The sequence below is a fragment of the Bdellovibrionales bacterium genome (assembly GCA_041662785.1).
In the GTDB taxonomy this organism is placed as follows: domain Bacteria; phylum Pseudomonadota; class Alphaproteobacteria; order UBA9219; family UBA9219; genus UBA8914.
In genome coordinates, this window is the sequence record JBAZRW010000001.1 from 425357 (window position 1) to 449114 (window position 23758).

Consider the following 23758-nt stretch of genomic DNA (forward strand, 5'->3'; position numbering starts at 1 on the left):
ATCCCGTTTTTATTTTTTATTCCACCACCTTAGGGACGGTAAAGAAGTCAGCGGTTTTAGAGGGCGCGTTGGCAAGGATATCTTGCGGCTTATCGCCATCGGTAACGACGTCTTGTTCACGCCAGCCGAGAGAGGCATCGTTGACGTTGGCCATCGGCTCCACGCCCTCGACGTTCACTTCGTCCAGCTGGCCAACCCAAGCAAGGATTTTGTTAAGGTCGCCCGCAACGCTTTGTTGCTGTTCGGGCGGGATTTTAAGGCACGCAAGGCGCGCGATTTTGACAACGGTGTTGATATCGACGGTCATGGCATCCCACAGGTGAAAGGTTTTTATAAACGCTTCATGCTTCAAAAGGAGAGTGCGATTGTATAGAAAAAGAAAACGGGATTCCCGCTTTCGCGGGAATGACGGTTTTTGTTTTCCGTTTCTCCCGCTCCGTCACCCCCGCAAAAGCGGGGGTCCCGTTTGTTTTCTTATCGCGCAAACCTTTCGAAATTTTTTGAGTACAGAGTCTTTGGCAAAAAGCCAAAAGCAAGCTATCATCGGCCATGGCCATCTGCAACCTTTCCGATATGCCCGCCCTGTTAAAGCCCGACCAATGCCTTTTGGGGCTGGATTACGGCAGCGTTGTCATTGGCGTCGCTATAGCGGACCCCGCCTCGCGGGTGGCCTCGCCCCTTATGGGGCTGGTAAGGCGCAAATTCACGCAAGATCGCGAGGTTTTGAGCCAAATTATTACTGAGCGCAACATCGGTGGCCTTATTCTGGGCCTGCCTAAGAATATGGATGGAACCGAAGGCCCCATGGCGCAGGCGGTTCGGACGTTCGCCTCGAACCTTATGCGCCGCGCTGCGCTGCCTCACCCCAACATGCCGATTGCCTTTTGGGACGAGCGTTTTTCCACGGCGGCGGTAACCCGCGCCATGATCGCGGATGATCGCTCACGCAAGCAACGGGACGAAACGGTTGATAAAGCCGCCGCCGCCTATATTCTGCAAGGGGCGCTGGATGCCCTGCAATCGATGAAGAAGGAGAGTGCATGAACGAACCTGCCCGTTTCTCACTTTTTTATGCCTCGCGTGATGGTCAGGCGGCGCGGGTCGCGACCTTTTTGGCGGGCCATTTAACGACGATGGGGCACGAAGCCGTCGCTTTTGATTTGGGACGCGATCAGCCGCCCGTGGCCTTATGGGACGATTCGACGGCGTGTTTTGTTATTGCGCCTATACGCTTTGGCAAGCATTTGCCGCCTGTCGATGATTTTATCAAGCGCCATAAGAAAACGTTAAACGAGCAGCCGTTGGTTTTGGTCTCGATCAATTTGACGGCGCGGAAAAAGGGCAAGGACACGCCAGAGGCCAATCCCTATTTGGGGAGGTGGGTGAAAAAGCATGGCCTCCGTCCTTTTATCGCGACGGTTTTTGCGGGCAAGCTGGATTACAAACTTTATAGCTGGTGGGAAAAGCAAGCGATCCGCTTGATTATGAAAATAACGGGCGGGCCAACAAATCTGGACGCGGCCATCGATTTTACGCCGTGGGATAAGGTTGAGTCTTTGGCCAAACGCGTTGCGCTTTTGGCTCCACCTGTTCAAGAGGAAGAAGTGGCATGACGTCCGCGCGGGTAGCCATTGTTTTTGGCGGCTCCGGCTTTTTGGGGCATACCGTTGTGCAGGCCTTGGTGGCCAAGGGCTATACGGTGCGCGTGCCAACGCGGGATTTGAATAAGGCGCAGGACCTCAAAGTTCTGGGCGCGGTGGGGCAGGTCATCCCGTTCTTGGCGTCTATAAGGTCGGACGCTTCGGTCGCGCTGGCGGTTGAGGGCTGTGACGTTGCCATCAACCTGATCGGCCCCTTGTGCGAAAAAAACAAAAAGGGAGCATCGCTTGCCCCTGTCGAGACAGCGGCGCGACTGGCGCGGCTTGCGAAGAGCGCGGGCGTGAAACATTTTGTCCACATTTCTTCGTTGGGGCAGGATCGTCGCGCCGCCTCATGCTTTGCGCAAACCAAGGTGCGGGGCGAGGAAGCCGTTCGCGCCTTTTTCCCTAGCGCCGTGATCTTTCGACCCAGCCTGATGTTCGGCCCCCGCGATCGCTTTTTTACGCGCCTTGCGTTGATGGCGCGGTATTGGCTTTTTCTTCCCCTGCTGAGTGGCGGGGTGGCGCGCTTTCAGCCCGTTTATGTCGGCGATGTGGCAGCGGCCATCATGGTCGCGCTAAGCAACCCCTCCGCGCAAGGCGGCACGTTTGATCTTGTCGGCCCGCGCACTTATTCCTTGCGTGACTTGATGCTGGTCACGGCCCGCGTGATGAATAAAAAATGTATTTTGTTTCCCGTGCCTGTTTGGCTTGCGCGGGCGGTGGTGAAGCTTCTTTCTCTACTGCCCTCGCCCCCATTAACGCGAGAGCACATTGATCTGTTGCTGACGGACAGTCTTTCGCGGGACGGCAGCGCGTTGCCCCAGTGGGGCATCACGCCCGCGCCGCTGGAAGATATTTTGCCGACTTATTTGTGCTGAAGGATTTTGTGCGTGATCCACCCCACCCTACACACCCACGTTTTGTTTTTTATGAGAGATATCAAAAAAACAGATCGTCATTCCGGCGAAGGCCGGAATCCAGCGCCGCGCGTCTGCGCGGCAAAAGACTCATGTGCGCGGCAGACGCCGCGCGACTGGATCCCGACTTTCGTCGGGATGACAGGAAGACTGAGGTTTATCTTGCCATTAAAAAATAATCAGTTGAACTGTAAGGTAATCTGCGCGTGACTTCTTCTCCCCCCTCTTCAGCCGCGGCGCGGCACTGGAAACTTGATCGACCCCTGTGGGGGCTGTCCCCCAACCGTCGTGGCGATTGGGCTTTGGGCGCTTTGGGCGACGGGGCGCTGGTTGTCGTGCCGTCCAGCGATACGGGCGCGCCGCCGCGCCTTATCGCGGGGCATCAGGGCGTGAGTCTGGAAATCGCGGCAGACGCTGACGATCATGCCTTTTTGTCGGGCGGCGATGATGGCCGCCTCCTTTTAGTCGATCCGCAAATTGATGTGCCAACGCTTTTGGCCGAGCACGCGGGCAAATGGATTGATCATGTCGCCTCATCCAGCGAGGGGCTTCGCGCCTATGCCATTGGAAAGATGCTTTATCGTTTGGATGACGCTGCGCAAGAATATGCCCCTCCTTTGACGTTGCCCAGCAGCATCGGCGGGCTGGCGTTTAGCCCCGATGGCCAGCTGCTTGCCATCAGCCATTACGGTGGCGTGAGCGTGTTGTCGTGCAAGAAGCCTTTAAAGGCCCCCACCCTTTTGCCTTGGAAAGGCTCGCACCTTTCCCTTTTGTGGAGTCCTGACGGCCAGTTTCTTTTGTCCTCGATGCAGGATGGCGCGGTGCATGGCTGGCTGTTTCAAGGCGGCGTCCCGTCGCCCGAAGAGGGGCGTGAGATGCACATGCAGGGCTATGAAACGAAAATTGCCTCGATGCGCTTTACAACGGGCGGAAAATATCTGGCGACCAGTGGCGCGGCGCAAGTTGTTTGCTGGCCGTTTGGCGGCGAGGGTCCGTGGGACAAAAGCCCCCTTATGCTGGGCGGCGCTGAAGCGCGGCTGGTGGGCCACGTCGCGCCCCATCCTGTCGATCCTGTGGTCGCGGCGGGCTATGATGACGGGATGGTGATCCTTGCGCCGCTTGATGGACGGATGGAGATTATGATCCACCCGCCTGTGGCGGCGCGCGGTGCGGGCGTTGTGGGGATGGTGTGGAGCGGTGAGGGCGATGGCCTCGTTGTTGGCCTAGAAAATGGCCATTTGCTTCTTTTCACACATTCCTCAATCGCGGGCTTTGTGCGCGGGCGGTTTGGGGGATAGGGTTGCCTGTTTTTGTCCTTATGCGGGAACGCAGGAGGTCGCTGCTGCAAGCACCGCATCGGCAAAGGACGTAGCCATTCTAGGAGATAGGGAAACGGGAACGGACAGATTGCTTGCGGTTTTGAAATTTGCAACAATGGCTCCGCCGTTGTTCAGAGACGGTTGAGCTTCTTTTATGGCGGCGGCAACGGCTGTTGCTTCACGGCCATTTATCGAAAAAAAAGCCGCCACACCGTCTGAGTTTTTATAGGCAATGGCCACACGCCCGTTATCGTGTGCAATATCGCAAGAAGAAAACTGGGGCTGTTCTTTGGTGGGGAATATGGCGTCGAATTGGGCAAATGTGGGAAACATGGCGGGCTCCTTTTTATGGTTTGTGCTTGACCCCTTGAGGGGGTGGCGGCTTTTTCTGGTGCTATCAATGGGGTCAGATCGTTTTATAAATGCGCTTGCCGCGTAAGTCGCCCCGTAAGGCGGCCTAGCAGCGCGGCAGAAAATAAGATATGGTCAGTGCGTTTCGTCATGAAAAGAAGTATCACCTATGGCGCGACAAAAAACAATGAAAAAATGCGCATTTTTATACTTTCATGACGTTTTGTTGCGTTCCGTGTAATAAAGTTGCGCGGGGCTGGGTCGAATAATTTCAGTAATATGTTCTCGTCATTGCGAGCGACCAACGGGAGCGCGGCAATCCATCTCCTGTATTTGCCGTTTTTGAGAATGTTTGCCAATCTAGGAGATGGACTGCCGCGTCGCCTTTTCAAGGCTCCTCGCAGTGACGGCTAGGGGGGCATGGAAATCAAAAGTCTCGGCTATAGGAGCAAAAAATGGAAACCAGCATTCTGATTACGGGTGGCTCAAGCGGCCTTGGCGCGGCGTTGGCGCAGTCATATGCCGCGCCTGACGTGACCCTTTTTTTAAGCGGGCGTGATGCTGCAAGGTTGGAGGGTGTCGCCGCCCGTTGCCGCGCTAAGGGCGCGTGCGTTGAGGCGACCATTGTGGACGTGACGGATGGCGCGGCCATGGCTTCGTGGATTGATCAGTGCGATCAAACCGCGCCGCTTAATCTGGTGATTGCTAATGCGGGTATTTCGGCGGGAACGGGCGGGGGTGGAGAAACGCCTGCCCAAACGAAGGCCGTTATGGAAACCAATGTGCAGGGCGTTTTTAACACGATCCATCCTGCTTTGGCGTTAATGAAGCCGCGTGGGCGCGGGCAGATTGCCATCATGGCCTCACTGGCTAGCTTTCGGGGGCTTGCGGGTGCGCCCGCCTATTGCGCCAGCAAGGCGGCTGTGCGTGTGTATGGCGAAGCCTTGCGGGACGAGCTTGCGCCGCAGGGCATCAAGATCAATGTGATTTGTCCGGGCTTTGTGAAGACGCCGATGACAGGGCAAAACGGCTTTCCGATGCCGTTTTTGATGGAGGCCGATAAGGCGGCGCGGATCATGAAAAGGGGGCTAGAGAAAAATAAAGCCCGCATCGTTTTCCCGTGGCGGCTGGCGGCGCTGGTGTGGCTTATGTCCGCGCTTTCCCCCAACTTGGCAGACGGGCTCTTTCGCCGTCTGCCAAGAAAAAGGGGCGTAGAGTCCCTCGGTTAAAGGGCGAGGGTAGCGGCTGTTGCCGTGGGGAGTCGGTGCCCCCCTGTGCTCAAGCGTGTGGGATATTGACCCAAAAAGGCCTCTGAAATAACGGCGGGCTCATTCGGGGGCATAATTTTAAGAAGGGAAAAAATAGCCGTTCCATCACGTTTTCCCTTCGCGATATCGTCGGCGTTAAGGGCGTATCCTGTCATGACGTCCTTCGACCCATTCACGACATACAAATAATCACATTTGTTTTTGAGCACCTCGGCCGGAATAGCGGGTGCGAAGGAGAGATTCTGGCTCCAGACATGTGGCCCGATAAAAGCGGCGGCCTCTTCTTTGGTGGCGGCGTTCACCATAAAACGACGATCGGCATACTCGGCAAGAAAAAGAGCGGGCGCATAAAGGTGAACGTGGGAAGTTCCCGATGCATCGGCAATATAAAGAGGGGCCTGCATTTGTTTTTTATTGTTCATGGTCAATCCTTTCCACTGAAAATGACAAGGCTTATTGTACACGAGCAGCGGCGCGGGATCAAAGAAAAACAGGGGCGTTAATAGTTTCATGCTGTCTTTCGGGCGGGCTGCTAAAAGAAAAACAATGGCATCCCCTTGTTTTGTTGGAGGAGGCTGGCTATAAGCGCGACAACAAAACATGTCTTTAAAGGAGATCGTTCCCATGGCTATCCAACGCACTTTTTCGATTATCAAGCCTGACGCCACGCGCCGTAACATAACGGGCAAGGTTAACGCCATGCTAGAGGCCGCAGGTCTTCGCATCATCGCGCAGCGCCGCGTTTTATTGACCCGCGCACAGGCGGAAGGGTTTTATGCCGTTCACCGTGAGCGCCCCTTCTTCAACGATCTTTGCACGTTTATGACCTCTGGTCCCGTCGTGTTGCAGGTTTTAGAAGGCGAAAACGCCGTCCAGAAAAACCGCGACGTGATGGGTGCGACCAACCCCGCGAATGCGGACGCTGGCACAATCCGCAAGGAACTGGCCGAAAGCATCGAAGCAAACTCAGTTCACGGGTCGGACAGCGAAGAAAATGCGGCGATTGAAATTGCCTATTTCTTCAGCCAGACGGAAATCGTGGGCTAAAGAGGCCTGTTGTGTTAAAAAGGGGGGGTATGAACAAATTTCTGCCCCCCTTTTATTGCCGCAGCAAAAACCCGCTTTTACGGGGGTTGGCTTTTTTTGAGCATGTCCTCAAGGCCAAGCGTGGCCGCGTGCAAACGCCGTGGCAGCGCTGCCTCGCGCATTTCGAAACCCTTTTTATCGATAATACGCTTTTCAGCTTTTTGTTTTTGAACAAGCATCGCGTGACGGAAAAGCTGTGGCGAGCGGGGCAGCCCCATCCCTTTCAGATTCGTGGTCTGGCCAAGGCGGGGATTCGCACCATTATCAATCTGCGCGGCGAGAGGGACTGCGCGTCCTATTATCTTGAAGAGCAGGCCTGCCAGCGCCATGGCATAGCGCTTGTTAATGTCACGATGGAATCAAAGCGCCCACCGACCCGCGAAAAGATCGCGGAATTGGCGCAGGTGTTTTCAACGACCACTTATCCCGCTCTTATGCACTGTAAGTCCGGCGCGGATCGAACGGGGCTGGCGGCGGCGCTTTGCCTTATGATCCATGATGGGCGGTCTGTTGAGGAAGCACAAAAACAGCTTTCCTTGCGCTATGGGCATCTGGCTTCGTCCAAAACGGGCGTTTTGGATGCGTTTTTGGCGGCGTATCAAAAAGCTGCCGCGCAAGAGGGCGTGACCTTTCTGGCTTGGGCGCAAAGCCCCGCTTATGACCGTGAGGCCATTATGGCCGTGTATAAACCCCGCCGCTTTGTCAGCTGGCTTGGCGATCTTGTTTTACGGCGGGAATAAAAAAGGCCGCTCCTTTTCAGGAACGGCCTTTTTAAAGGAAGAAAACAAAGGCTATTAGGCGGCCTTGATTTTCGAGATTTTGTTGATCGAGTCGTTAACGTGCTTGGTCACAGGCTCAGCGGCTTGTTGCGCCACGCGGCTGGAAATCTGGGACAAGTTGTTAAGGTCCGACATCATCGAGTCGAAATTGTCTTTCAACGCGGTGTTTTGCGTGCTGACCAAATCATCAACCGAGGTGATGGACGAAAGGGATTGGGTAACCTTGCTGCTTTGGTCGATATTTTTCTGAACGAGGGCGCTAAGGCTGTCGCACAGTTCGCCGCAGCCCTTGGTCATAATCGAAACAGATTGCAAGGTGACGTTCATTGTATCCCGCACCATGGTGTTCATGTCGCTTGCCGCTTGAAGAAGCGTGCTGGTCATCTTTTCCATTTGTTCGTTTGTGGCTTGCATTTCTGCCCCCTGAAAGAGAAAATTTACGCACAAACACCCCGAAGAGAAAGGCCTTGGCGCACATAATGGTATGTTGCAGTGCAACAATTTAGAGTTAATATATACGGGGTTGGGGCGTTTGTCAAGAATACTTAACAAAAAAAATTATATAAGGAAGCGGGTTGCATTTAGATCGCTTTGGACTCATTCTTGGCGTTTCAAGTTCGTGGGCAAAAAGTGATATGAATCGATGAGTTTGTTAGGCATTAATCGGGGAAAGAAGCTCTTTTTCATTGGCCTTGTGGTCTTCGCGCTTTGCGTGGGGGGTGCTGGGGATGCCTTTGCTAAAAGCAAAGCTAAAACAAGGAAAAGCAAGGCAAAGGCGCGGACGCATCACGTTCTGGCGGTTGATTCTTCATCGGCGCGTTATGCCGATATAGTGATCGAAGCCTCAACGGGGAAGGTCTTGCATGAATCCAACAGTACTGCGATTCGCCGTCCTGCCTCCTTGACCAAAATGATGACGCTTTATTTAGCGTTTCAAGCCCTTGAATCGGGCGCGATCCGATTGGACACGCCCCTTCCTGTGTCGGCGCGTGCGGCGGCGCAGGCCCCCACCAAGCTTTGTTTGCGAGCGGGACAGACCATTCGCGCCTATGACGCCATCATGGGCCTCATCACGGAATCAGCGAACGACGCGGCTGTCGTTTTGGCGGAAGGCCTTGGGGGCGACATTCCTCGTTTTGCGGCCATGATGACGCAGCAGGCCAAGGCTCTTGGTATGAGCCAAACCGTTTTCCAAAACCCCAATGGGCTTCCTGACCCGAATCAATTCACGACGGCGCGGGATATGGCGATGTTGGGCTATGGCCTGATCTATCATTTTCCGGGATTTTATCCTTATTTTTCAAAACAGAGCTTTGTCTATAAGGGACATACTTATAACAACCATAACCATCTGATGGAGCGGTTTGAGGGCATGGATGGCATTAAAACCGGCTATATTCGCACGTCCGGCTTTAATCTTGTCGCCTCGGCCATGCGTGGGCAAACGCGCCTGATTGGCGTGGTTTTTGGCGGAACCAGCGCCCCGTCTCGCGATCGGCAGATGGAAGCTCTTTTAAACGATGCCTTTGGTGCGGTTTCGCGTCAGGAGTGCCGTGAGGCGCGTGCGCTTGCGCTGCCATCCAAGTCGGTTCCTGCTTTTGCCGCCTCGTCGCGTCCTCGCGTTTTGCGGACCCAGGCGGGTCGTGTTAGAACCGTTCTGCCCGATGATTCCCCCGTTGAGTCCGCCTTGCAGAAGGGGGAAGAAGGCGAAACCCAAAAAAAACAAAGCGAAAATGATGCATGGGGCATACAGGTCGGCGCGTATAGCGAAATTGATGGAGCCCAAAAAGCTCTGGCGCAGATGGCGTCTTCTATGGCCCCCCTTTTGGGGAAGGGCGAGCCAAGCTTGCAAAAAGTAACCATGACAGATGGCTCGGCCATGTATCGTGCGCGCTTTGTGGGTCTCGAGCAAAGCAGCGCCCGCGCCGCGTGTGCACACCTTGTGAAAAGCGGGCGTAGCTGTCTGGTGATTACGGGGCCATGATTTCCTGAACAGACGCTTAAGGACTATTCGTCATAGGACAAGAGGCTGGAGACGGGGATGTCTATTTTTTGACGCCCGTTCAGAAAGGGCAGCTCGATAATATAAACCGCCCGTACAAGGTCGACGCCCATTTGGCGTGCCAAATGGATGGTCGCGGCAGTCGTGCCACCTGTGGCCAGCAAATCGTCAATAATAACGCCACGTTGGCCCACCGTGATAAGCCCTTCTTGAATCTCAAGGGTGTCTGTTCCGTATTCTAGCTCATAGCTATAGGACTGCGTTTTACCTGGAAGCTTGCCTTTTTTGCGAACCATAATAAGGCCAATCCCTAAGCGCGCCGCCAAAGGTGCGGCGACCAGAAAGCCTCGTGATTCGACAGCAATAAGAAAATCAGGGACATCTTCTCGAACAATGACCTCAAGGCGGTCAATCGTTTCTTGCCAAGCGGGCCCGTGGCCCAAAAGAGTGCCAATATCATAAAACAAAATGCCTTCCTTGGGAAAGCCGGGAACAGAGCGAATGTGAGCTTTAAGATCGAGGGGCATAAAACACCTTTATTATAAGGACAAAGAGCGGGCGCATGCTAACGCATTCTGGGGCATAAGCCAGAAAAATTTGTCCCTTATTAATAATATGCAAAGCATTAAGCGGATAGGGTACACTGAGAAGCCGATCCGCTTTCTGTGGCGGGAGCGCTATATCTTAAACGGGGCCCAAAAATGACATCCCATTTGACCAAGGAAGACGTTCAGCGACTCTTGCAAGAACCGTCCCCTTCCGTGCGCGCCGAAGTGGCGGGTAAATTGGCGCTGGACATCGAGAATCCTATTTTGTCGGATAATGAAACGGCGTTGGCGCAAGAAGTCGTCCGGCTTATGGCCAAAGACGTTGAAGCGTCCGTTCGCTTAGCCCTTTCACAAAATTTGCGCCATGCGGCGCGCCTGCCTCATGACATTGCCGTTCAACTGGCGAATGATATCGAGCAAGTTGCTCTTCCCATTTTACAAGAGTCAGGGGTTCTAACAGATCAAGATTTGCTTTCCATTATTGCCAAAGGCTCTGGCTCTAAACAAGAAGCGATCGCCGGTCGGGCTATCGTTTCGGCCACCGTGTCGGAGGCGATCATTACCTCGGCGGGTGAAAAGGCCGTCACAACGTTGCTGGGCAACAGGGGCGCACAAATATCGAACGAAGGCTATGATAAGGCCATCACGCGTTTTGAATCGAATGATGTGGTCAAAGAGGCCATTTGCAGGCGTGCTACGTTGCCCGCCACTGTCGCCGAACGCTTGGCCTTTATGGTTTCGGAAAAGCTCCAAGATTATTTGGTTTCGCATCACGCGCTTTCCACATCGGTTGCCGCCGATTTGGTTTTACAAAGCCGTGAGCGCACCATTGTTGAAATGGCCTCTGGGTCTTCTGAAGAGGAGATGGAGCGTCTGGTCACCCAAATGAACGACAATGGGCGGTTGACGCCGTCGATCATTCTGCGCGCCTTGTGCATGGGCGATGTTCTGTTTTTTGAATCCGCTTTGGCGGTAAGGGCAGGGATCCCGCTTCTGAATGCCCGAATCCTCATCCATGATGGGGGACAATTGGGAATGAAAACGCTTTATGACCGCGCCACCATGCCCCCCAATATGATGCCGGTCATTCGGGCGGCGCTGGATGTCGTTCATGAAACCGAGATGGATGGCGCGGCCCATGATATGGAGCGTTATCGGGCGCGGGTGATTGAGCGCGTCTTGACCCAGTTCGAAGATGTTGGCTCAGACGACTTCGAATATCTTTTAAACAAACTGGGCGATATTATGTCTGCCGAAAAACGCGCTGGCTAATACTAACGGCACTACGACGTGACTCATTAAGACGGAAAACAAACGGGATTCCCGCTTGCGCGGGAATGACGGATTTGTTTTTAATATCAATCCACACGCGTCATCCCCGCGAAAGCGGGGATCCCGTTTTCTTATTTTTTTAAAAGGATCATTTCAAAAGGCGGTTGGTATAACAGGCGTCTACCCCCAAGGGCGTGAATCCAAGATAATAAACGACCCTCCCGCAAGGGGAGGGTCGTTCTGGGTCTTTGTTAACCCGAGTTCGGAGCTGTGCGTCTACCCCTTCGCGGCGATGTTCAGGAAAAGCTGGCTGACAAGTGCCACGTCGGGCGTGCCGGTGCGCTTGCATACGGCCTCGGCCTCGGCGAGTTGAAAAAGGCGCGTTTCAAGACTTTCCAGTCCCCAGCGATTTAGTTGGCGCGTCATGGGATCGACCAATTTCCAAAAAACGGGCGGGGCAAGTTTTTTAAGGGCTTCGCCTGCGCTTGCGCCATTCGCCATATGGGCGCGTGCCAGTTGCAAGCGCATCAAATGTCGTTGCATCCCGCGCAGCAGCGCGATGGGTGAGCTTTGCTCGGCCAGCAAATGATCCAGTAAGGTGGCGGCGCGTCGCGCCTCGCCGCTGGCGGCGGCCTGCACCAGATCGTCAATCTCGGCGCCGCCCGCATTCGCGATCACGGCGGTGACATCCTCAACAGACACTTTGCCAGTGCCTTGCGCATAAAGGGCAAGCTTGTCCAGCTCACTGCGCATGGCAAGGCGGTCGGGCGGTAAAAGGTCGGCCAAAAGCTGGACGACATCGCGTGGCGCGGCCAGTTTTTCGGCTTGCAGCGCGGCGGCAACGGTGTGGGCCCTCGCCGCGGCATCCTCTTGGTAGCAGGGAATTCCTGCGGCGAGAGGAGAGGTCCCCTCACACAAGGCGCGGAGTTTGGATCGTTTGTCCAAATCGCCTGCCTCGATCAGGATAACGCTGTCGACGGCGGGTGGATCTTTCAAGAACACAGCCAGCGCGGCGGCGTTGCTTTCGCTGGCGCGTTGCAAGCGGATAAGCCTACGCCCACCCCCCAGCGCCATCGACGCAGCTTCGTCATAAAGGGTGGCGCTATCGCCGCCAATCTGCCCGCCCGTCATAAGCGAAACGGCAAAAGGATCGGCCTTGTCCTTAACAAGTTTGGCGGCAAGATTTTCGGCGCGCTCGCTAACAAGGCCCGCATCGGGGCCATAAACCAAAATCGCACGCACGTCCTTCGGGGGCGCTTGCAGAAAACCGGCGATCTGAGAAAAAGAAAGCTTCATGCTTTAGGGGGCTGGCTTGGTGGCAGAGGGACGTTCTCTTTCTGCATAGTAAAGGCTTAGGCGGCCCGCAATTTGCTCGCCGATTTCGTTCAGCGCCCGTTCATACGCATCGCGCTGCGTGGCCAGCGTGCCAAACTGTGCCGTAAGGCGGCTATAGCTGGCGACGCTGTGTGCCGTGCCGCTGAAAAGGTTTTTCTTGTCTTTGCCCACTAGCCTATAAGAGGCGTTCATCTCTAGCTGGCTGCGCGAGGTCGTCGCGTCCTTTTGTACGCCAAGCCCCACTTCTGTTGAGGTAAGAACGACGGTCAAAAACGCTTTGGGCGCGGCAGGACGGCCATGGAAATAAAGCCGGTCGATCAATTTATTGCGAAGGAATTGGCCGTCTTGCCCATCAATGGACTCAATAAAAACGTCACTCATGGAAGCTGTGACGGCGTGCGAGCCCGCATGATCGCCATAAATCGGGGAAAAGCCGCACGCCGAAAGCAGCAGCAGACCCATCAGAAAAGCGCGAGGGCGAAAGGTCATCATGCCACCACGACGCTAACGATTTTGTTTGGCACGACGATAATCTTTTTCATCGTTTTACCTTCCATGGCTCTCTTGACCCCCGCCTCCGCCAGCGCCGCTTCTTCAATGGCTTTGACGCTTGCGTCCTTGGGAATCGTGATGGTTGCACGAAGCTTGCCGTTCACCTGCACCGCGATGGTTGTGGTGTTTTCCACCAGCAAAGCGGGATCGGCTTTCGGCCATGTGCCTTGGACCAGCGGCGTGGTGTGGCCCAGTTGTTGCCACAGCTCTTCCGTGATGTGGGGCAGCATGGGGTTCAAAAGACGTACCAGTGTTTCGATGCCCTCGCGTAGAACGGCGGCATCGCCCTCAAAAGACTCCAAAGCGTTGGCCATCTCACGCGCCCGCGCGACGGCGCGGTTGAAGTGGAAGCGCTCAATGTCGGCGGTGAAGTCCGCGATGGTGCGGTGGATCGTTTGTCGCAAGGCGAGCGTTTTGTCCGCATCGCTCTTGTCGTTTGTCGGCGCGGCTTCAGCTTTGTCCAGCAAGCGCCACAGGCGACCAATAAAGCGCCATGCGCCTTCAACGCCAGCCTCTGACCATTCAATGTCGCGTTCCGGCGGGCTGTCGGACAGCATGAAAAGCCGCGCCGTATCTGCGCCGTAAAGCTTGATGATCTTGCCCGGATCGACGACGTTCTTTTTGGATTTGCTCATGACCTCGATGCGGCCAATCGTGACGGGGCGGCCCGTCTGCGCGTGAACGCCAGAGCCATCCGCATGACGTTTGACTTCTTCGGGGTACAGCCATGCGCCGTTTTCATCCTTATAGGATTCGTGGCAGACCATGCCTTGCGTGAACAGGCCGGTAAAAGGCTCATCGATTTTCAAATGCCCTGTGGCTTTCATCGCGCGGGCAAAGAAGCGGGCATAGAGCAAATGCAAGATCGCGTGTTCAACGCCGCCGACATATTGATCGACGGGCAGCCAGTAATCGACATCCTTCGGATCGACGGGCTTATCCTCGCATGTTGCCGAGCAGTAACGCGCATAGTACCAGCTGGAATCCACAAAGGTGTCGCAGGTGTCGGTCTCGCGCAACGCGGGCTTGCCACATTGGGGGCATGCGACATGCTTCCACGTTGGGTGATGGTCCAGCGGATTGCCTGCCTTGTCCAGCGTAACGTCGTCGGGCAGCGCGACGGGCAAATCTTTTTCCGGCACAGGCACTGCGCCGCAGTGCTCGCAGTGAATGATCGGGATGGGGCAGCCCCAATAGCGTTGGCGGCTAACGCACCAATCGCGCAGGCGGTATTGTACGGTTCCTTTGCCCGCGCCCAGCCCTTCGATTTTCTTGATCGCGGCCTTAAGCGCCTCGACGGTTCCAAGTCCATCTAAAAACTGTGAGTTAAAGGCTTTGCCTTCGCCGGTATAGGCAACATCGCCCACGGTAAAGGTGGCCGCGTCTTCACCGTCAGGCAGCACGACCGCCTTGACGGGCAGGTTATATTTGCGGGCAAAGTCTAAATCGCGTTGATCGTGCGCGGGGCAGCCAAAGATCGCGCCCGTGCCGTATTCGACCAAGACGAAGTTGGCGACAAAGACAGGCAGCGTCCACGACGCGTCAAAGGGATGAACGACCCGCGCCCCTGTATCAAAGCCCTTCTTCTCGCCCTTTTCGATATCGACGATGCTGGTTCCCGTGCGGTTACAATCGGCGCAGAAGGCCGCTAACTTCTCGTCCTTTTGCGCCAGCTCTTTGGCCAAAGGATGGTTGGCCGAGATCGCGACAAACGATGCGCCAAACAAAGTATCGGGGCGGGTTGTAAAGACCTGTATTGTTTCCACCGCGCCGTGCTCGCACGCAGTCGCGGTTGCGCGAAGCGCAGAGCAGTCGCGTGCCACGCAAAAATCTACATAAGCCCCTTCAGACTTGCCGATCCAGTTTTCCTGCATCAGGCGGACTTTGTCCGGCCAGCGATCCAGAGTCTTCAGCGATTGCAGCAAATCCTCGCTATAGGAAGTGATGTTCAAGAACCATTGGGACAGCAGCTTCTTTTCAACCAAAGCGCCTGATCGCCAGCCGCGTCCCTCGATCACTTGTTCGTTGGCCAACACGGTGTTGTCCACGGGATCCCAGTTCGCCCACGCTTCCTTGCGATAGACCAAACCGGCCTTCAGGAAATCCAAAAACAATTTTTGTTGATGCTTGTAATAGGAAACGTCGCACGTCGCGATCTCGCGATCCCAATCCAGCGACAGTCCCATGCTCTGCAGCTCGGCCTTCATGACTTTGATGTTGTCGTATGTCCATGTTGCTGGATGCGTTTTGTTGCCCCGCGCCGCGTTTTCCGCCGGAAGGCCAAAGGCGTCCCAGCCCATGGGGTGAAGGACGTTAAAGCCCATGGCACGTTTATAGCGGGCAACCACGTCGCCAAGGGTGTAATTGCGCACATGACCCATATGGATGCGCCCCGAAGGATAGGGCAGCATGGACAGGGCGTAGTATTTGGGCCGCGAGGTGTCGGTGACAGCCTTAAAGCTTTGATTTTGTAGCCAGTATTGTTGCCATTTGGCTTCGGTGGCGGGGGCGTTATAGCGTTCAGACATAGGAGATGACCAAAGGGTTAGCGTTTACAAGCCGCCACGTTACCGCACATTCTTTTGCCCCGCAAGGAGGAGGGCGCGCTTGCGGAATTAGTTTCATATGGACGCGATTAGGGGGTTTTTGGCATAATGCTTCAGCGCGGCGGCCCATTTTCACGAAGGAATTTTTAAATGATAGAAAAAGACAGAATGACCATATTGGGTGACTCGATTGGGTATGGTTTTGGTTCGCGTCTTAGAACCATTGGCTTGCGCACAGATTTTCAGTTTACCCTTTTGTCTTTCGCTTTTGCGGTGGCAGCCTGTCATGTCTGTGAGCCACATGCCCCATCGGATGCCGTCTTGAAACTAGGCCTTACGACGAGTTTGAGCGCTGGTTTCGGGGTCGCTGTCATGTGGTTTGGCGAACTTGCGCAGGCCTCGTATCTGGCCCTAAAAGGCACACAGCCGCATAAGGGGCACAGGAGTCCAACCCCCGTTGTTATTACGATGAATCCTTCCGATACCTTTACGAAGGAGCGCCTTTTGTGGCAAAGCAACGCCCGCGCCATAAAAAAGGGCGTGGCCGTTCTTTTTGCTGGAGTTTGCGCGGCCAATGTCCTGATGACTGTTCCGAATAGCGCGTTGTCGGTGGCCACCACGTTGGCCGCCCTTATGCCCGCAGCAGCACGTTTTGACGAAGGGCGGAAGCGTTGGCGCAATATGTACCGAGGAACATGGGCGGCAGAAAAGCCTTTTCCTTACCTGTTAAATGCCAAGACGACCCCAACGGCTCCCTCAAGCCCCAATCCTTAATCTGACTCTGTAACCATTTGCTAATAACCCGATGCCATAATGGCGGCGAGTTTTTGATATCAATGGAGAAAATCTTATGGACGGTCTAACTTTTGAAGCCCTTGCCCCCGATGCCGCGCGCGCTTTTTTGGCCACCGTTGCGCATGATCTGTTGCCCATCATGGTTCCGGCGGACAAAACGCTGGTGCAAGTGGCCGCGCTGCCCTTTTACGACGACTATAAGCTTTATGCCTTGACGGACATGACCTTGCCGCCGCCCAACGTGCGCTATGTCCTTTATAAGGAGGGCGACCTTCATATCATGAATTGGACGAATGAGCCGCTTTATGAGGTGAATGAAAAGGGTCCCATCAAGCTGGATCGCAAGACGCTGGTCGCCTATGCGCGGTTTTTCTTCCACTATGTGCGCGGACAACTGGGGCGCTTTATCATCGTGGAAAAGCCCGAAGAAGTCGTCTGGCTGGACAACGCGACGGATAAGGAAAAGGCCGATGTGGCCGCCAAGCTTATGCCCGTCACCTATAAAGGCATTGGCCGCGACAACCTTTTTACGCTGACGGCCACGGTGGTGTTTAAAAACGCGCTGTTCAAAACAGACATCAAAGTCGCGCCCTATGAAATGGACGTGTTTGATGCCGAGGCGGGCGTGCCCGAACACTTCACCATCGGCCAGATGAAGCTGACGAACGAGGAGCTTCTTTTGGAAGAGCTGAACCTGCCCATCGACCCCCCGCCCAGCGAGTTTGGTTGAGGCTTTGGGTTAGGTGGCATTCTGAAAAACGAAGGCCTTTCGTACATTGACTTGTCGCTCTGTTTTCCCTAGCCTTGTTGCGGAGAATAATTCGCCTATTTACGCAGCATCAAACGGGACACCGCCATGAAAATATCCCATGTTCTCCTTGTTGTAGGGCTTAGTGCCGCCGTGGCCTTTGGAACGGTGCGCTATGTTGCCTCGACGGCTCCATCATCTGGGGCAGCCGCCAAAGAAAGCACTTTTGAGCGCGTGACGCGCACGGGTACAATCCGTTGCGGCTATTCCGTCTGGAATCCTCTCTTTTATATTGATCCCCAAACCAACGAAAAACGCGGCATCTTTCATGACATGATGGAAGAGGTAGGCACGCGCCTTGGTCTGAAAATTGTCTGGCAGGAGGAAATCGGCTGGGGCATGGTCACGGAAAGCGTCAGAAACGGGCGCGTTGACATGGCTTGTGCTGGCTATTGGCTTAACCCCGCGCGTATCAAGCTTGTGGCCACATCAGCGCCTCAACTTTATTCGCCGCTTTATGTTTGGGGGCGGCAGGATGATCCCCGCCACTTTAACAATCCTGAAGAACTGAATTCGGATAAAGTGACGGTCGTGCAAACAGAGGGCAGTGCCGAAATACAATCTGTTGCAAAACGATTTCCAAAAGCCAAGGTTCTTTCTTTGCCGGAGCTAGACACGATCTCCGACGAAATCGAAACGCTTTTAACGAAGAAAGCCGATTTTCTCGTGGCGGACGCTTCCTCTGTAAGCACTTATACCGCCCGCAATCCGGGAAAGATCAAAAACCTGTTTCCGTCCCAAGCCATGAATGTTTATCCGACCGTTATGCTCCTGCCGCCGGATGATTTGCGTTTTAAGGAAGTTATCGACGACACACTGCGCAATGTTGAGTATGATGGGACGCTCGATGATATTTTAAAAAAATACGGCAAGGAACATAGCTACCTACGCAACCCCTTGCCTGTGAATCGGGCTCCCTAGGGGGCTGGGCGCTAACCTTCTCGTTGTCCCTCCCCGTCATCCCAGAAAACTTTCTCTTTCCATAAGAGTTGAACGAACGACGGCGAGGGCGGCCATATAATACCAACCGCCTTTTGAAATGATCCATTAATGAAAAAAGAAAACGGGATCCCCGCTTTCGCGGGGATGACGGTAGAGGGATTAAATTAAACACAAAACCTGTCATTCCCGCGCCCTCGTCCCGCCGCACTTGCGGCGGGCGAAAGGGCAAAGCGGGAATCCCGTTTGGTTTCTTACTCAACGAGTCGTTTCATGCGCCGTTTGGTATAAACACCCATTTGGCAAAATCGCTTTAAATGAGGCTAGAGCGTGTTAATAGATGTTTTGGCAGGGTAGGTTGCCGAGGACTCGAAATAACGCGCCCATGCTCATCCCAAGCGCCGTGAGAGGCCTTCTAAAGGGACATTTCACCCTCATTATCGGAAACGCCCCTCAAACGACCTTTTGAGCACCCTAAAAGTCCCCAAAATTAACCATAATCAACAACAGGCAACAGGCCTCTTGCATAACCCATTCTCTGTCATCCCACGCCCTTTTGTTTGAGGGCGCGTATTAGCAAGAAGAATCGACAACATAATTAACGGCCATGCCAAACCCCGCGCCATTGTCGAAAAAAAGGATTAACAACGCTCATTTATTAACAAACAGTAAACGTAACTTGTTGAAAGTAATGGGAAAGTTGTTTTGAAGTCGGATTTTTGCTATCATCCACCAGCAGACGAAAAGGTATTTGGCGCATCGCGCAACAATTAACAGGCCACGAAATCATTTTACCAACCCACAGGGGGACGCTATGTTAAACGCAAGATACTCGGAAAACACATTTTTAACGACCCCCGCGCTCGTTGTCGCGTTGCGGCTCGTGAAGGACGAAAACGAAGTGAAGCGGACAATCCCAGCTTTGCAACCTGTTGCAACTATCCTCACCGGCGAAGGCGGTTATGAGGGCGGTCGACCGCATGCTTTTGTTTATCCTCTACCGGATGGAACGCTCATCCGCCTTCGCTTCAATGGCAACAATACTTACAACTACGAGAGCGCGACAGCTATCCCCAGCACACATCCTGCGGCGAAGGCTTACGCTAAAAATCCAAATCATGAAATTGAGTTGCTTGTTGCCGAAGAAGGCGACCTTGGTCCCCGCGCTAATCCTGCCGATGTTGCAAAGCTGAAAGATCGGCTTGAAGCAGATACGCGCCGCTATCTGCAAGAGCAGGCAAACGAACGCCGCTTGAAACTTTAATCGTCATAGCTTCACTTTAGGGAGAAATGACGATGGTTGCCAAGTGGTTGACCCCCGACGAGATTATTGACCTCATGATGGCTGCTATCCGCAAGGACGGCACAGCCGCTTGCCCCTATTTTGGCCGCGCCCATCTTTATACAGGGCCTCGTTACGAAATCCATGAGAACGGCTCGAATATCCTTCATTATGATTGGAAGCTCGGCAGCAATCACAAACGCGCCCAGTTTTTAGCTCCTGTCTTTGGAGCAAAGTTGGTTGACCATATGAATATTTCCACACAGGTTTTGGATGATATTGCTTGTTCCGGCCTTCCCGTATACGAATACGTTATAAAATCGTTTGCAGATCAAAAAAAGCCGAAGGACAAAGCCGTTGCAGAAGCCGACTACATCATGCGTGTCGCTTCAAAATATTTCGTTGACGGCCTTTGGGGTCATGTGACGACTTCCGTTTGCGGTGCAGGGCGTGACCGCATTTTCTTTGATACCGAATTTCCACGGCTTGGCGTTCAGGCTGTTGATCTTATCACAGGCCTTGCAAAATCCCGCGATATTGAAGATGTCAATGAAGGCTCGATCATGGACATTCGCAAGCTGTTCAAGCTGAATGCGATTGAGACGGCCTATCGCGTTGTTTGCGTGAGCGAGCAAGACTTGCTCAATAGAACCGCATGGGATTTAGCCTCGGAAAGAATCATGCGAGAATGTCTGGCCGTTGAAGAATTTTACATGATCGACCGTCAAAAAGGATGGAAGGTTGCGGCGAAAGAATTGTTCAACGGTGGCATTCCCGTGCCGGAGCTTGTTCGATTGGATCGTAAGCTGAACCGCCAAGACCGCGCTGCCAAGCGTTCACCGAAATATTGTGGAAGTCCCGCTGAACGCCTTTCTCAGAAAGAATCCAAATTGATGCATTTCGTAACAACGATTGCCGCAAGGACAGCCAGCGCGACCGTTGCCCCGCGTTAAGACGAGGAAAAAGCCAACGGTTTCTTTGATTTTTGGCTGGCTATATGCCTTATGGCGAAGAAAAAAATCAGCCCCCTTACCCCCCCGAGCGTCTTTCGCAAAAAGAAGCTAAATTGCTACTTTTCGTAATGACGATTGCGACGCGCTCTTCACAAGAAAGAAGGCTAATCCCTTAAAAAAGGAGTGTTTCCCAAAACCAACTCTTGAAATGTTTTGGGCATAATTCTGCGTTAATTGGCATGAAAGTATTAAACGCATTGTTTTTTTCGATAAAAAAACATAGTTTCAGTCCAGCGGCTCATATCAGGTTGTTCTTATTATTTTTAAGGAGTGCTTACACATGATTCAAGACAATGTTTGCCCTGTTAGCTCTATGGCAGAAGATAAAACAGAAAGCGATTTTCAAAAAAAGAAAGAGAAAAGAGCCGTTCTCATACAAAGAATGGCTGCGGTGGCGGGATACATCACCCTGCCCGTTGGCCTTTTTTATATGGACCACCCCATGTTGTTAACCGCCATGGCTGCGTGTCACGCCTTTGGGGCGTTTGCAGTGTCTTTATTGTCTGCTCTTGATCCGGATGATCCGTTCCCTTCGACTTCTTCAGCAAATTGGGAACAGAGTCCGACGGCAGGGTTTGGCCGTGCCTATCTTGCCGCAGGGATTCTCTCCCTTAGTGTAGCTGCCGGCATGGAGCTTACCGCTGACAAACGAATTTCTCACAGCATGGCCAATCAGATATCTCAATCACAGCCATCAGGGGCGACCCCCTTATCCAAGGGAAAGCAATGTCGGATGGGCGTTCCCTATCATTATTTCCCCTTTGATTGGATGTACGATGGTGTCGAAGGACCCTCTGCTGTGGTGACGGTTGAGGACACAAAACTGTCTTATGCAAAAGATGGCGCTTCCGTTTTATCGGGAACGATGGATGTTTCGGGATGGCGTATCAACTGTATTACAGGAACACCTAAGGTGCTAAGAGGGCAGATTTCTTTCAAGCAAACCACATTGTCCAACGGCATGAGTCGTTTTGAAGCAAAATAAGAACGTGACTTTTTGCCCCTACCAACTCTTGAAATGTTTTGGGCGTAACGGGCTAAACCCTATCTCGTAAACGCTGTCGGGGCGGGATCGGCCACGCGGGTTTCTGTCCCCGTGACTTCAATCACCGCAAGGCCGCGCTCAATCTGACCCGTTTCCATCAAACGGAAAACGCCATCGATGCCCGCAAAGCCAGAGGGTGAGGTGAGCGTCGCGTTGTCGTAGCGCAATCCATGACGTGCCAAAACAACCGCCAAGGCTGTGGCGTCAAACGCCAAGGTCGCCAACCGTGGCGCGGGCTGACCATAGGTCGATTGATAGGTGGTCATAAACTTTTCACGCGCTGTCGGATCGGGTGCGGCGAACCAGCCGCCTTCCAACAGGGGCTGTCCCTCGGCCACATGCGGCTCATCCCACAGACCCGTGCCGATAAGGCGCACATGTCCTTTTTCAAAACCGGCTCCGGCCAGTTGGCCTGCAATCGTTCGAAGCGCTGCGCCGCCAAAGGGAACAAAGACGGCCTCAATCTCGTCTTTATGCGACGCGAGGGCGGCCACCGTCGCGGGGGTTTCCGTGGCGACGATCACGCCGCCCGACTCTCTGACGGCCTCGTCAAAGGCATCCATAACCAGCTTGCCATAGGGCCCCGTGGGTGCGACGGCGGCAAAGTGGCGAACGCCTTGGCTGACAGCAAAGGCAATAACGCGCTTCACCTGTGGCGCAGGGGCAAAGCCCATAACAAAGGCTCCGTTTTCTGCTAGCGACACATCGGTTGAAAGGGCCAAAAGGCTGACGCCCGATGGCTTGATCACGCTTTTGACGGCGGCGACATCGCCTGCGAACAAAGGCCCGATGATCAGTTGCGCGCCGCTGGCAAGCGCCTCCCCCGCGGCCTGCACAGCGCCAGCTGGCGTTCCCTTAGTATCGCGGGGCATCAGCTCAAAGTCCTTGGATCCCATTTCAAAAACAGTCAGCTGGGCGGCATTCACCATGGCTTGCCCCAAAGGGGCGCTTTTGCCGGACAGGGGAACAAGAAGGGCGACCTTTTGCGCAAGGACGCTTTGCCCCACGGGCATGGCGTTAGGGGGGGCAGGGGTATAATAAGGGTTGTTTTTATAAGCGGCGACGTCTTTTGCGGATTGTGCGGATAAGGCTGCCGTTTCCGGCGTTGAGATGTTCCTGTGATCCTGTATGATACCAAGGCTTGAACAGCCCCCCGCCATCAGGATCAAAAGAAGAGCCCATGACAAAGAAAGACATTTTTTTGACAAAAGAGAACGAAAAAAAGAAGAAGGCATGGCCGGATTTCTCTCTTTGGGGACAACGATTGATCCAAGGTAGCCAAGATAACGAGTCAAGTAAACAAGCAACCCTGCCCCCTGCCCTTTATGTGGTGGCGACGCCGATTGGCCATTTAGGTGACATTTCTTTACGAGCGCTTTGGACACTTTCACAGGTTGATGCGGTTTTATGCGAAGACACGCGCGTGACGGGCGGCCTGTTGCATCATTACGGAATCAAAAAGCCATTGATTTCCTGCCATGATCATAATGAGGCCTCGCGCAGCCTTGAGGTGATGGCAAGGCTTGCCGCAGGCGAACGGCTTGCGCTTGTCAGTGATGCGGGGACGCCACTTATTTCCGATCCGGGCTTTCGTCTGGTGCGTGCCTGTCGGCTGGCGGGGCATGAGGTGATCGCTCTGCCGGGCGCGAGTGCGGTTCTAACGGCGCTGGCCAGCAGCGGCTTGGCGACGGATCGTTTTTTGTTTGTCGGCTTTTTGCCCGTGAAAACCAAGGCGCGGCAGCAGGCCTTGCAAGAGGCCTCGCGAACAAAAGCCACTTTAGTGTTTTATGAATCCGCGCAAAGGCTCGCCGCGACGCTGGCGGACATGGCGGCCGTTTTGTCCGGCACGCGCATGGCCACGATGGCACGAGAGCTAACCAAACTGCATGAGGAAGTCGTAACCGCGCCATTGGCAGAGCTTGCCGCGCGGTATGGCGAGGCCGACGCGCCGCCCAAGGGGGAAGTTGTCATCCTTGTGGAGGCTGGCGAAGAGCAAACGCTTTCTGACGAGGACATCGATCAGGCTTTGCGCGAGGCGCTGAAAACACTCAGCGTGCGCGATGCGGCGGCCACGGTTGCGGCGGCGCTGGGGCTTAAAAAGACCGCAACCTATCAAAAAGCGCTGAATTTGGTCGAAAACGACGCCTAAAACGACCTGTTTTGACCCTCTTTTTTGGCCTTTTCTTGCTATTTGACAGGGGGGGCTTGGATTCGCTATAAGCCCTCATTCCCGAAAACGTGGACAGTCTCGGTTTTCCTTA

At 54.2% G+C, this 23758-nt stretch carries 26 protein-coding genes; 16 read left to right on the forward strand and 10 right to left on the reverse strand.

Annotated elements, in window-relative coordinates:
- Positions 1 to 16: 16 nt before the first annotated feature.
- Positions 17 to 307, reverse strand: coding sequence for an Asp-tRNA(Asn)/Glu-tRNA(Gln) amidotransferase subunit GatC (gene gatC / locus WC612_01970; protein MFA6279545.1), 291 nt, complete (start codon positions 305 to 307; stop codon positions 17 to 19).
- 34 nt (positions 308 to 341) lie between these two features.
- Positions 342 to 557 (reverse strand): hypothetical protein, encoded by a 216-nt coding sequence (locus tag WC612_01975; protein ID MFA6279546.1) that lies wholly within the window; start codon positions 555 to 557, stop codon positions 342 to 344.
- Here WC612_01975 and ruvX point away from each other — a divergent pair.
- From ruvX to WC612_01995, 4 genes are all read left to right on the forward strand, one after another.
- A complete protein-coding gene (gene ruvX / locus WC612_01980) occupies positions 550 to 1044 on the forward strand; it encodes a Holliday junction resolvase RuvX (protein ID MFA6279547.1) in 495 nt (164 codons plus the stop codon). The two genes, WC612_01975 and ruvX, sit on opposite strands and share 8 nt — an antisense overlap.
- Positions 1041 to 1613, forward strand: a complete 573-nt coding sequence (locus tag WC612_01985) for a flavodoxin domain-containing protein (GenBank protein ID MFA6279548.1) — start codon at positions 1041 to 1043, stop codon at positions 1611 to 1613. The genes ruvX and WC612_01985 overlap by 4 nt, the downstream gene beginning before the upstream one ends.
- Positions 1610 to 2518: a complex I NDUFA9 subunit family protein gene (locus WC612_01990; GenBank protein MFA6279549.1), complete on the forward strand. Its 909-nt coding sequence runs from the start codon at positions 1610 to 1612 to the stop codon at positions 2516 to 2518. Before WC612_01985 ends, WC612_01990 begins: the two co-directional genes overlap by 4 nt.
- A gap of 245 nt (positions 2519 to 2763) precedes the next feature.
- Complete coding sequence (locus WC612_01995; protein ID MFA6279550.1) at positions 2764 to 3855, forward strand: WD40 repeat domain-containing protein; 1092 nt, start codon at positions 2764 to 2766, stop codon at positions 3853 to 3855.
- 18 nt (positions 3856 to 3873) lie between these two features.
- On the opposite strand, the gene WC612_02000 is transcribed toward WC612_01995, so the two are convergent.
- Complete coding sequence (locus WC612_02000; GenBank protein ID MFA6279551.1) at positions 3874 to 4209, reverse strand: hypothetical protein; 336 nt, start codon at positions 4207 to 4209, stop codon at positions 3874 to 3876.
- A 473-nt stretch (positions 4210 to 4682) separates the two neighbouring features.
- Here WC612_02000 and WC612_02005 point away from each other — a divergent pair, with 473 nt between their 5' ends.
- Positions 4683 to 5456, forward strand: coding sequence for an SDR family NAD(P)-dependent oxidoreductase (locus tag WC612_02005; GenBank protein MFA6279552.1), 774 nt, complete (start codon positions 4683 to 4685; stop codon positions 5454 to 5456).
- Here the strand turns inward: WC612_02005 and WC612_02010 are convergent.
- Positions 5453 to 5917, reverse strand: a complete 465-nt coding sequence (locus WC612_02010) for a hypothetical protein (protein MFA6279553.1) — start codon at positions 5915 to 5917, stop codon at positions 5453 to 5455. The genes WC612_02005 and WC612_02010 overlap by 4 nt on opposite strands.
- Before the next feature lie 202 nt (positions 5918 to 6119).
- Here WC612_02010 and ndk point away from each other — a divergent pair, with 202 nt between their 5' ends.
- Positions 6120 to 6542 (forward strand): nucleoside-diphosphate kinase, encoded by a 423-nt coding sequence (gene ndk, locus WC612_02015; protein ID MFA6279554.1) that lies wholly within the window; start codon positions 6120 to 6122, stop codon positions 6540 to 6542.
- 29 nt (positions 6543 to 6571) lie between these two features.
- Positions 6572 to 7321, forward strand: a complete 750-nt coding sequence (locus tag WC612_02020) for a sulfur transferase domain-containing protein (protein MFA6279555.1) — start codon at positions 6572 to 6574, stop codon at positions 7319 to 7321.
- 54 nt (positions 7322 to 7375) lie between these two features.
- Here the strand turns inward: WC612_02020 and WC612_02025 are convergent, their stop codons facing one another.
- Positions 7376 to 7774 carry a phasin family protein gene (locus WC612_02025; GenBank protein ID MFA6279556.1) on the reverse strand — a complete coding sequence of 133 codons (399 nt, stop codon included), beginning with the start codon at positions 7772 to 7774 and terminating at the stop codon, positions 7376 to 7378.
- Between the two features lie 229 nt (positions 7775 to 8003).
- Between WC612_02025 and WC612_02030 the strand changes: the two genes are divergently transcribed.
- On the forward strand, positions 8004 to 9344 hold the full coding sequence (locus tag WC612_02030) for a D-alanyl-D-alanine carboxypeptidase (GenBank protein ID MFA6279557.1): 1341 nt from the start codon (positions 8004 to 8006) through the stop codon (positions 9342 to 9344).
- Between the two features lie 23 nt (positions 9345 to 9367).
- On the opposite strand, the gene WC612_02035 is transcribed toward WC612_02030, so the two are convergent.
- Positions 9368 to 9889 carry an adenine phosphoribosyltransferase gene (locus WC612_02035; protein ID MFA6279558.1) on the reverse strand — a complete coding sequence of 174 codons (522 nt, stop codon included), beginning with the start codon at positions 9887 to 9889 and terminating at the stop codon, positions 9368 to 9370.
- A 174-nt stretch (positions 9890 to 10063) separates the two neighbouring features.
- Here WC612_02035 and WC612_02040 point away from each other — a divergent pair, with 174 nt between their 5' ends.
- Positions 10064 to 11182 carry a DUF2336 domain-containing protein gene (locus tag WC612_02040; protein ID MFA6279559.1) on the forward strand — a complete coding sequence of 373 codons (1119 nt, stop codon included), beginning with the start codon at positions 10064 to 10066 and terminating at the stop codon, positions 11180 to 11182.
- Positions 11183 to 11458: 276 nt separating this feature from the next.
- On the opposite strand, the gene holA is transcribed toward WC612_02040, so the two are convergent.
- Genes holA through leuS form a run of 3 tightly spaced genes read right to left on the reverse strand, consistent with a single transcriptional unit; the run spans position 11459 to position 15597 of the window.
- Complete coding sequence (holA, locus tag WC612_02045; GenBank protein ID MFA6279560.1) at positions 11459 to 12478, reverse strand: DNA polymerase III subunit delta; 1020 nt, start codon at positions 12476 to 12478, stop codon at positions 11459 to 11461.
- Between the two features lie 3 nt (positions 12479 to 12481).
- Positions 12482 to 13009: an LPS assembly lipoprotein LptE gene (gene lptE / locus WC612_02050; GenBank protein ID MFA6279561.1), complete on the reverse strand. Its 528-nt coding sequence runs from the start codon at positions 13007 to 13009 to the stop codon at positions 12482 to 12484.
- Entirely contained in the window at positions 13006 to 15597 is a 2592-nt protein-coding gene (leuS, locus tag WC612_02055) for a leucine--tRNA ligase (GenBank protein ID MFA6279562.1), read from the reverse strand. Before leuS ends, lptE begins: the two co-directional genes overlap by 4 nt.
- A gap of 168 nt (positions 15598 to 15765) precedes the next feature.
- On the opposite strand from leuS, the gene WC612_02060 reads away from it, so the two are divergent.
- The 6 genes from WC612_02060 (at position 15766) to WC612_02085 (ending at position 21437) form a co-directional block, all read left to right on the forward strand.
- Positions 15766 to 16389 carry a hypothetical protein gene (locus WC612_02060; GenBank protein MFA6279563.1) on the forward strand — a complete coding sequence of 208 codons (624 nt, stop codon included), beginning with the start codon at positions 15766 to 15768 and terminating at the stop codon, positions 16387 to 16389.
- A 76-nt stretch (positions 16390 to 16465) separates the two neighbouring features.
- Complete coding sequence (locus tag WC612_02065) at positions 16466 to 17140, forward strand: hypothetical protein (protein ID MFA6279564.1); 675 nt, start codon at positions 16466 to 16468, stop codon at positions 17138 to 17140.
- Positions 17141 to 17266: 126 nt separating this feature from the next.
- The gene (locus tag WC612_02070) at positions 17267 to 18139 is read left to right on the forward strand and encodes a transporter substrate-binding domain-containing protein (GenBank protein MFA6279565.1); all 873 of its coding nucleotides are present in this window, start codon (positions 17267 to 17269) and stop codon (positions 18137 to 18139) included.
- An 832-nt stretch (positions 18140 to 18971) separates the two neighbouring features.
- The gene (locus WC612_02075) at positions 18972 to 19421 is read left to right on the forward strand and encodes a hypothetical protein (GenBank protein MFA6279566.1); all 450 of its coding nucleotides are present in this window, start codon (positions 18972 to 18974) and stop codon (positions 19419 to 19421) included.
- A gap of 26 nt (positions 19422 to 19447) precedes the next feature.
- Positions 19448 to 20392 carry a hypothetical protein gene (locus tag WC612_02080; GenBank protein MFA6279567.1) on the forward strand — a complete coding sequence of 315 codons (945 nt, stop codon included), beginning with the start codon at positions 19448 to 19450 and terminating at the stop codon, positions 20390 to 20392.
- Between the two features lie 340 nt (positions 20393 to 20732).
- Entirely contained in the window at positions 20733 to 21437 is a 705-nt protein-coding gene (locus tag WC612_02085) for a hypothetical protein (protein ID MFA6279568.1), read from the forward strand.
- Positions 21438 to 21496: 59 nt separating this feature from the next.
- Here WC612_02085 and WC612_02090 read toward each other — a convergent pair whose 3' ends face one another.
- The gene (locus WC612_02090) at positions 21497 to 22684 is read right to left on the reverse strand and encodes a penicillin-binding protein activator (protein MFA6279569.1); all 1188 of its coding nucleotides are present in this window, start codon (positions 22682 to 22684) and stop codon (positions 21497 to 21499) included.
- Between WC612_02090 and rsmI the strand changes: the two genes are divergently transcribed.
- A complete protein-coding gene (gene rsmI / locus WC612_02095; GenBank protein ID MFA6279570.1) occupies positions 22678 to 23646 on the forward strand; it encodes a 16S rRNA (cytidine(1402)-2'-O)-methyltransferase in 969 nt (322 codons plus the stop codon). The two genes, WC612_02090 and rsmI, sit on opposite strands and share 7 nt — an antisense overlap.
- The last annotated feature ends 112 nt before the right edge of the window (positions 23647 to 23758 follow it).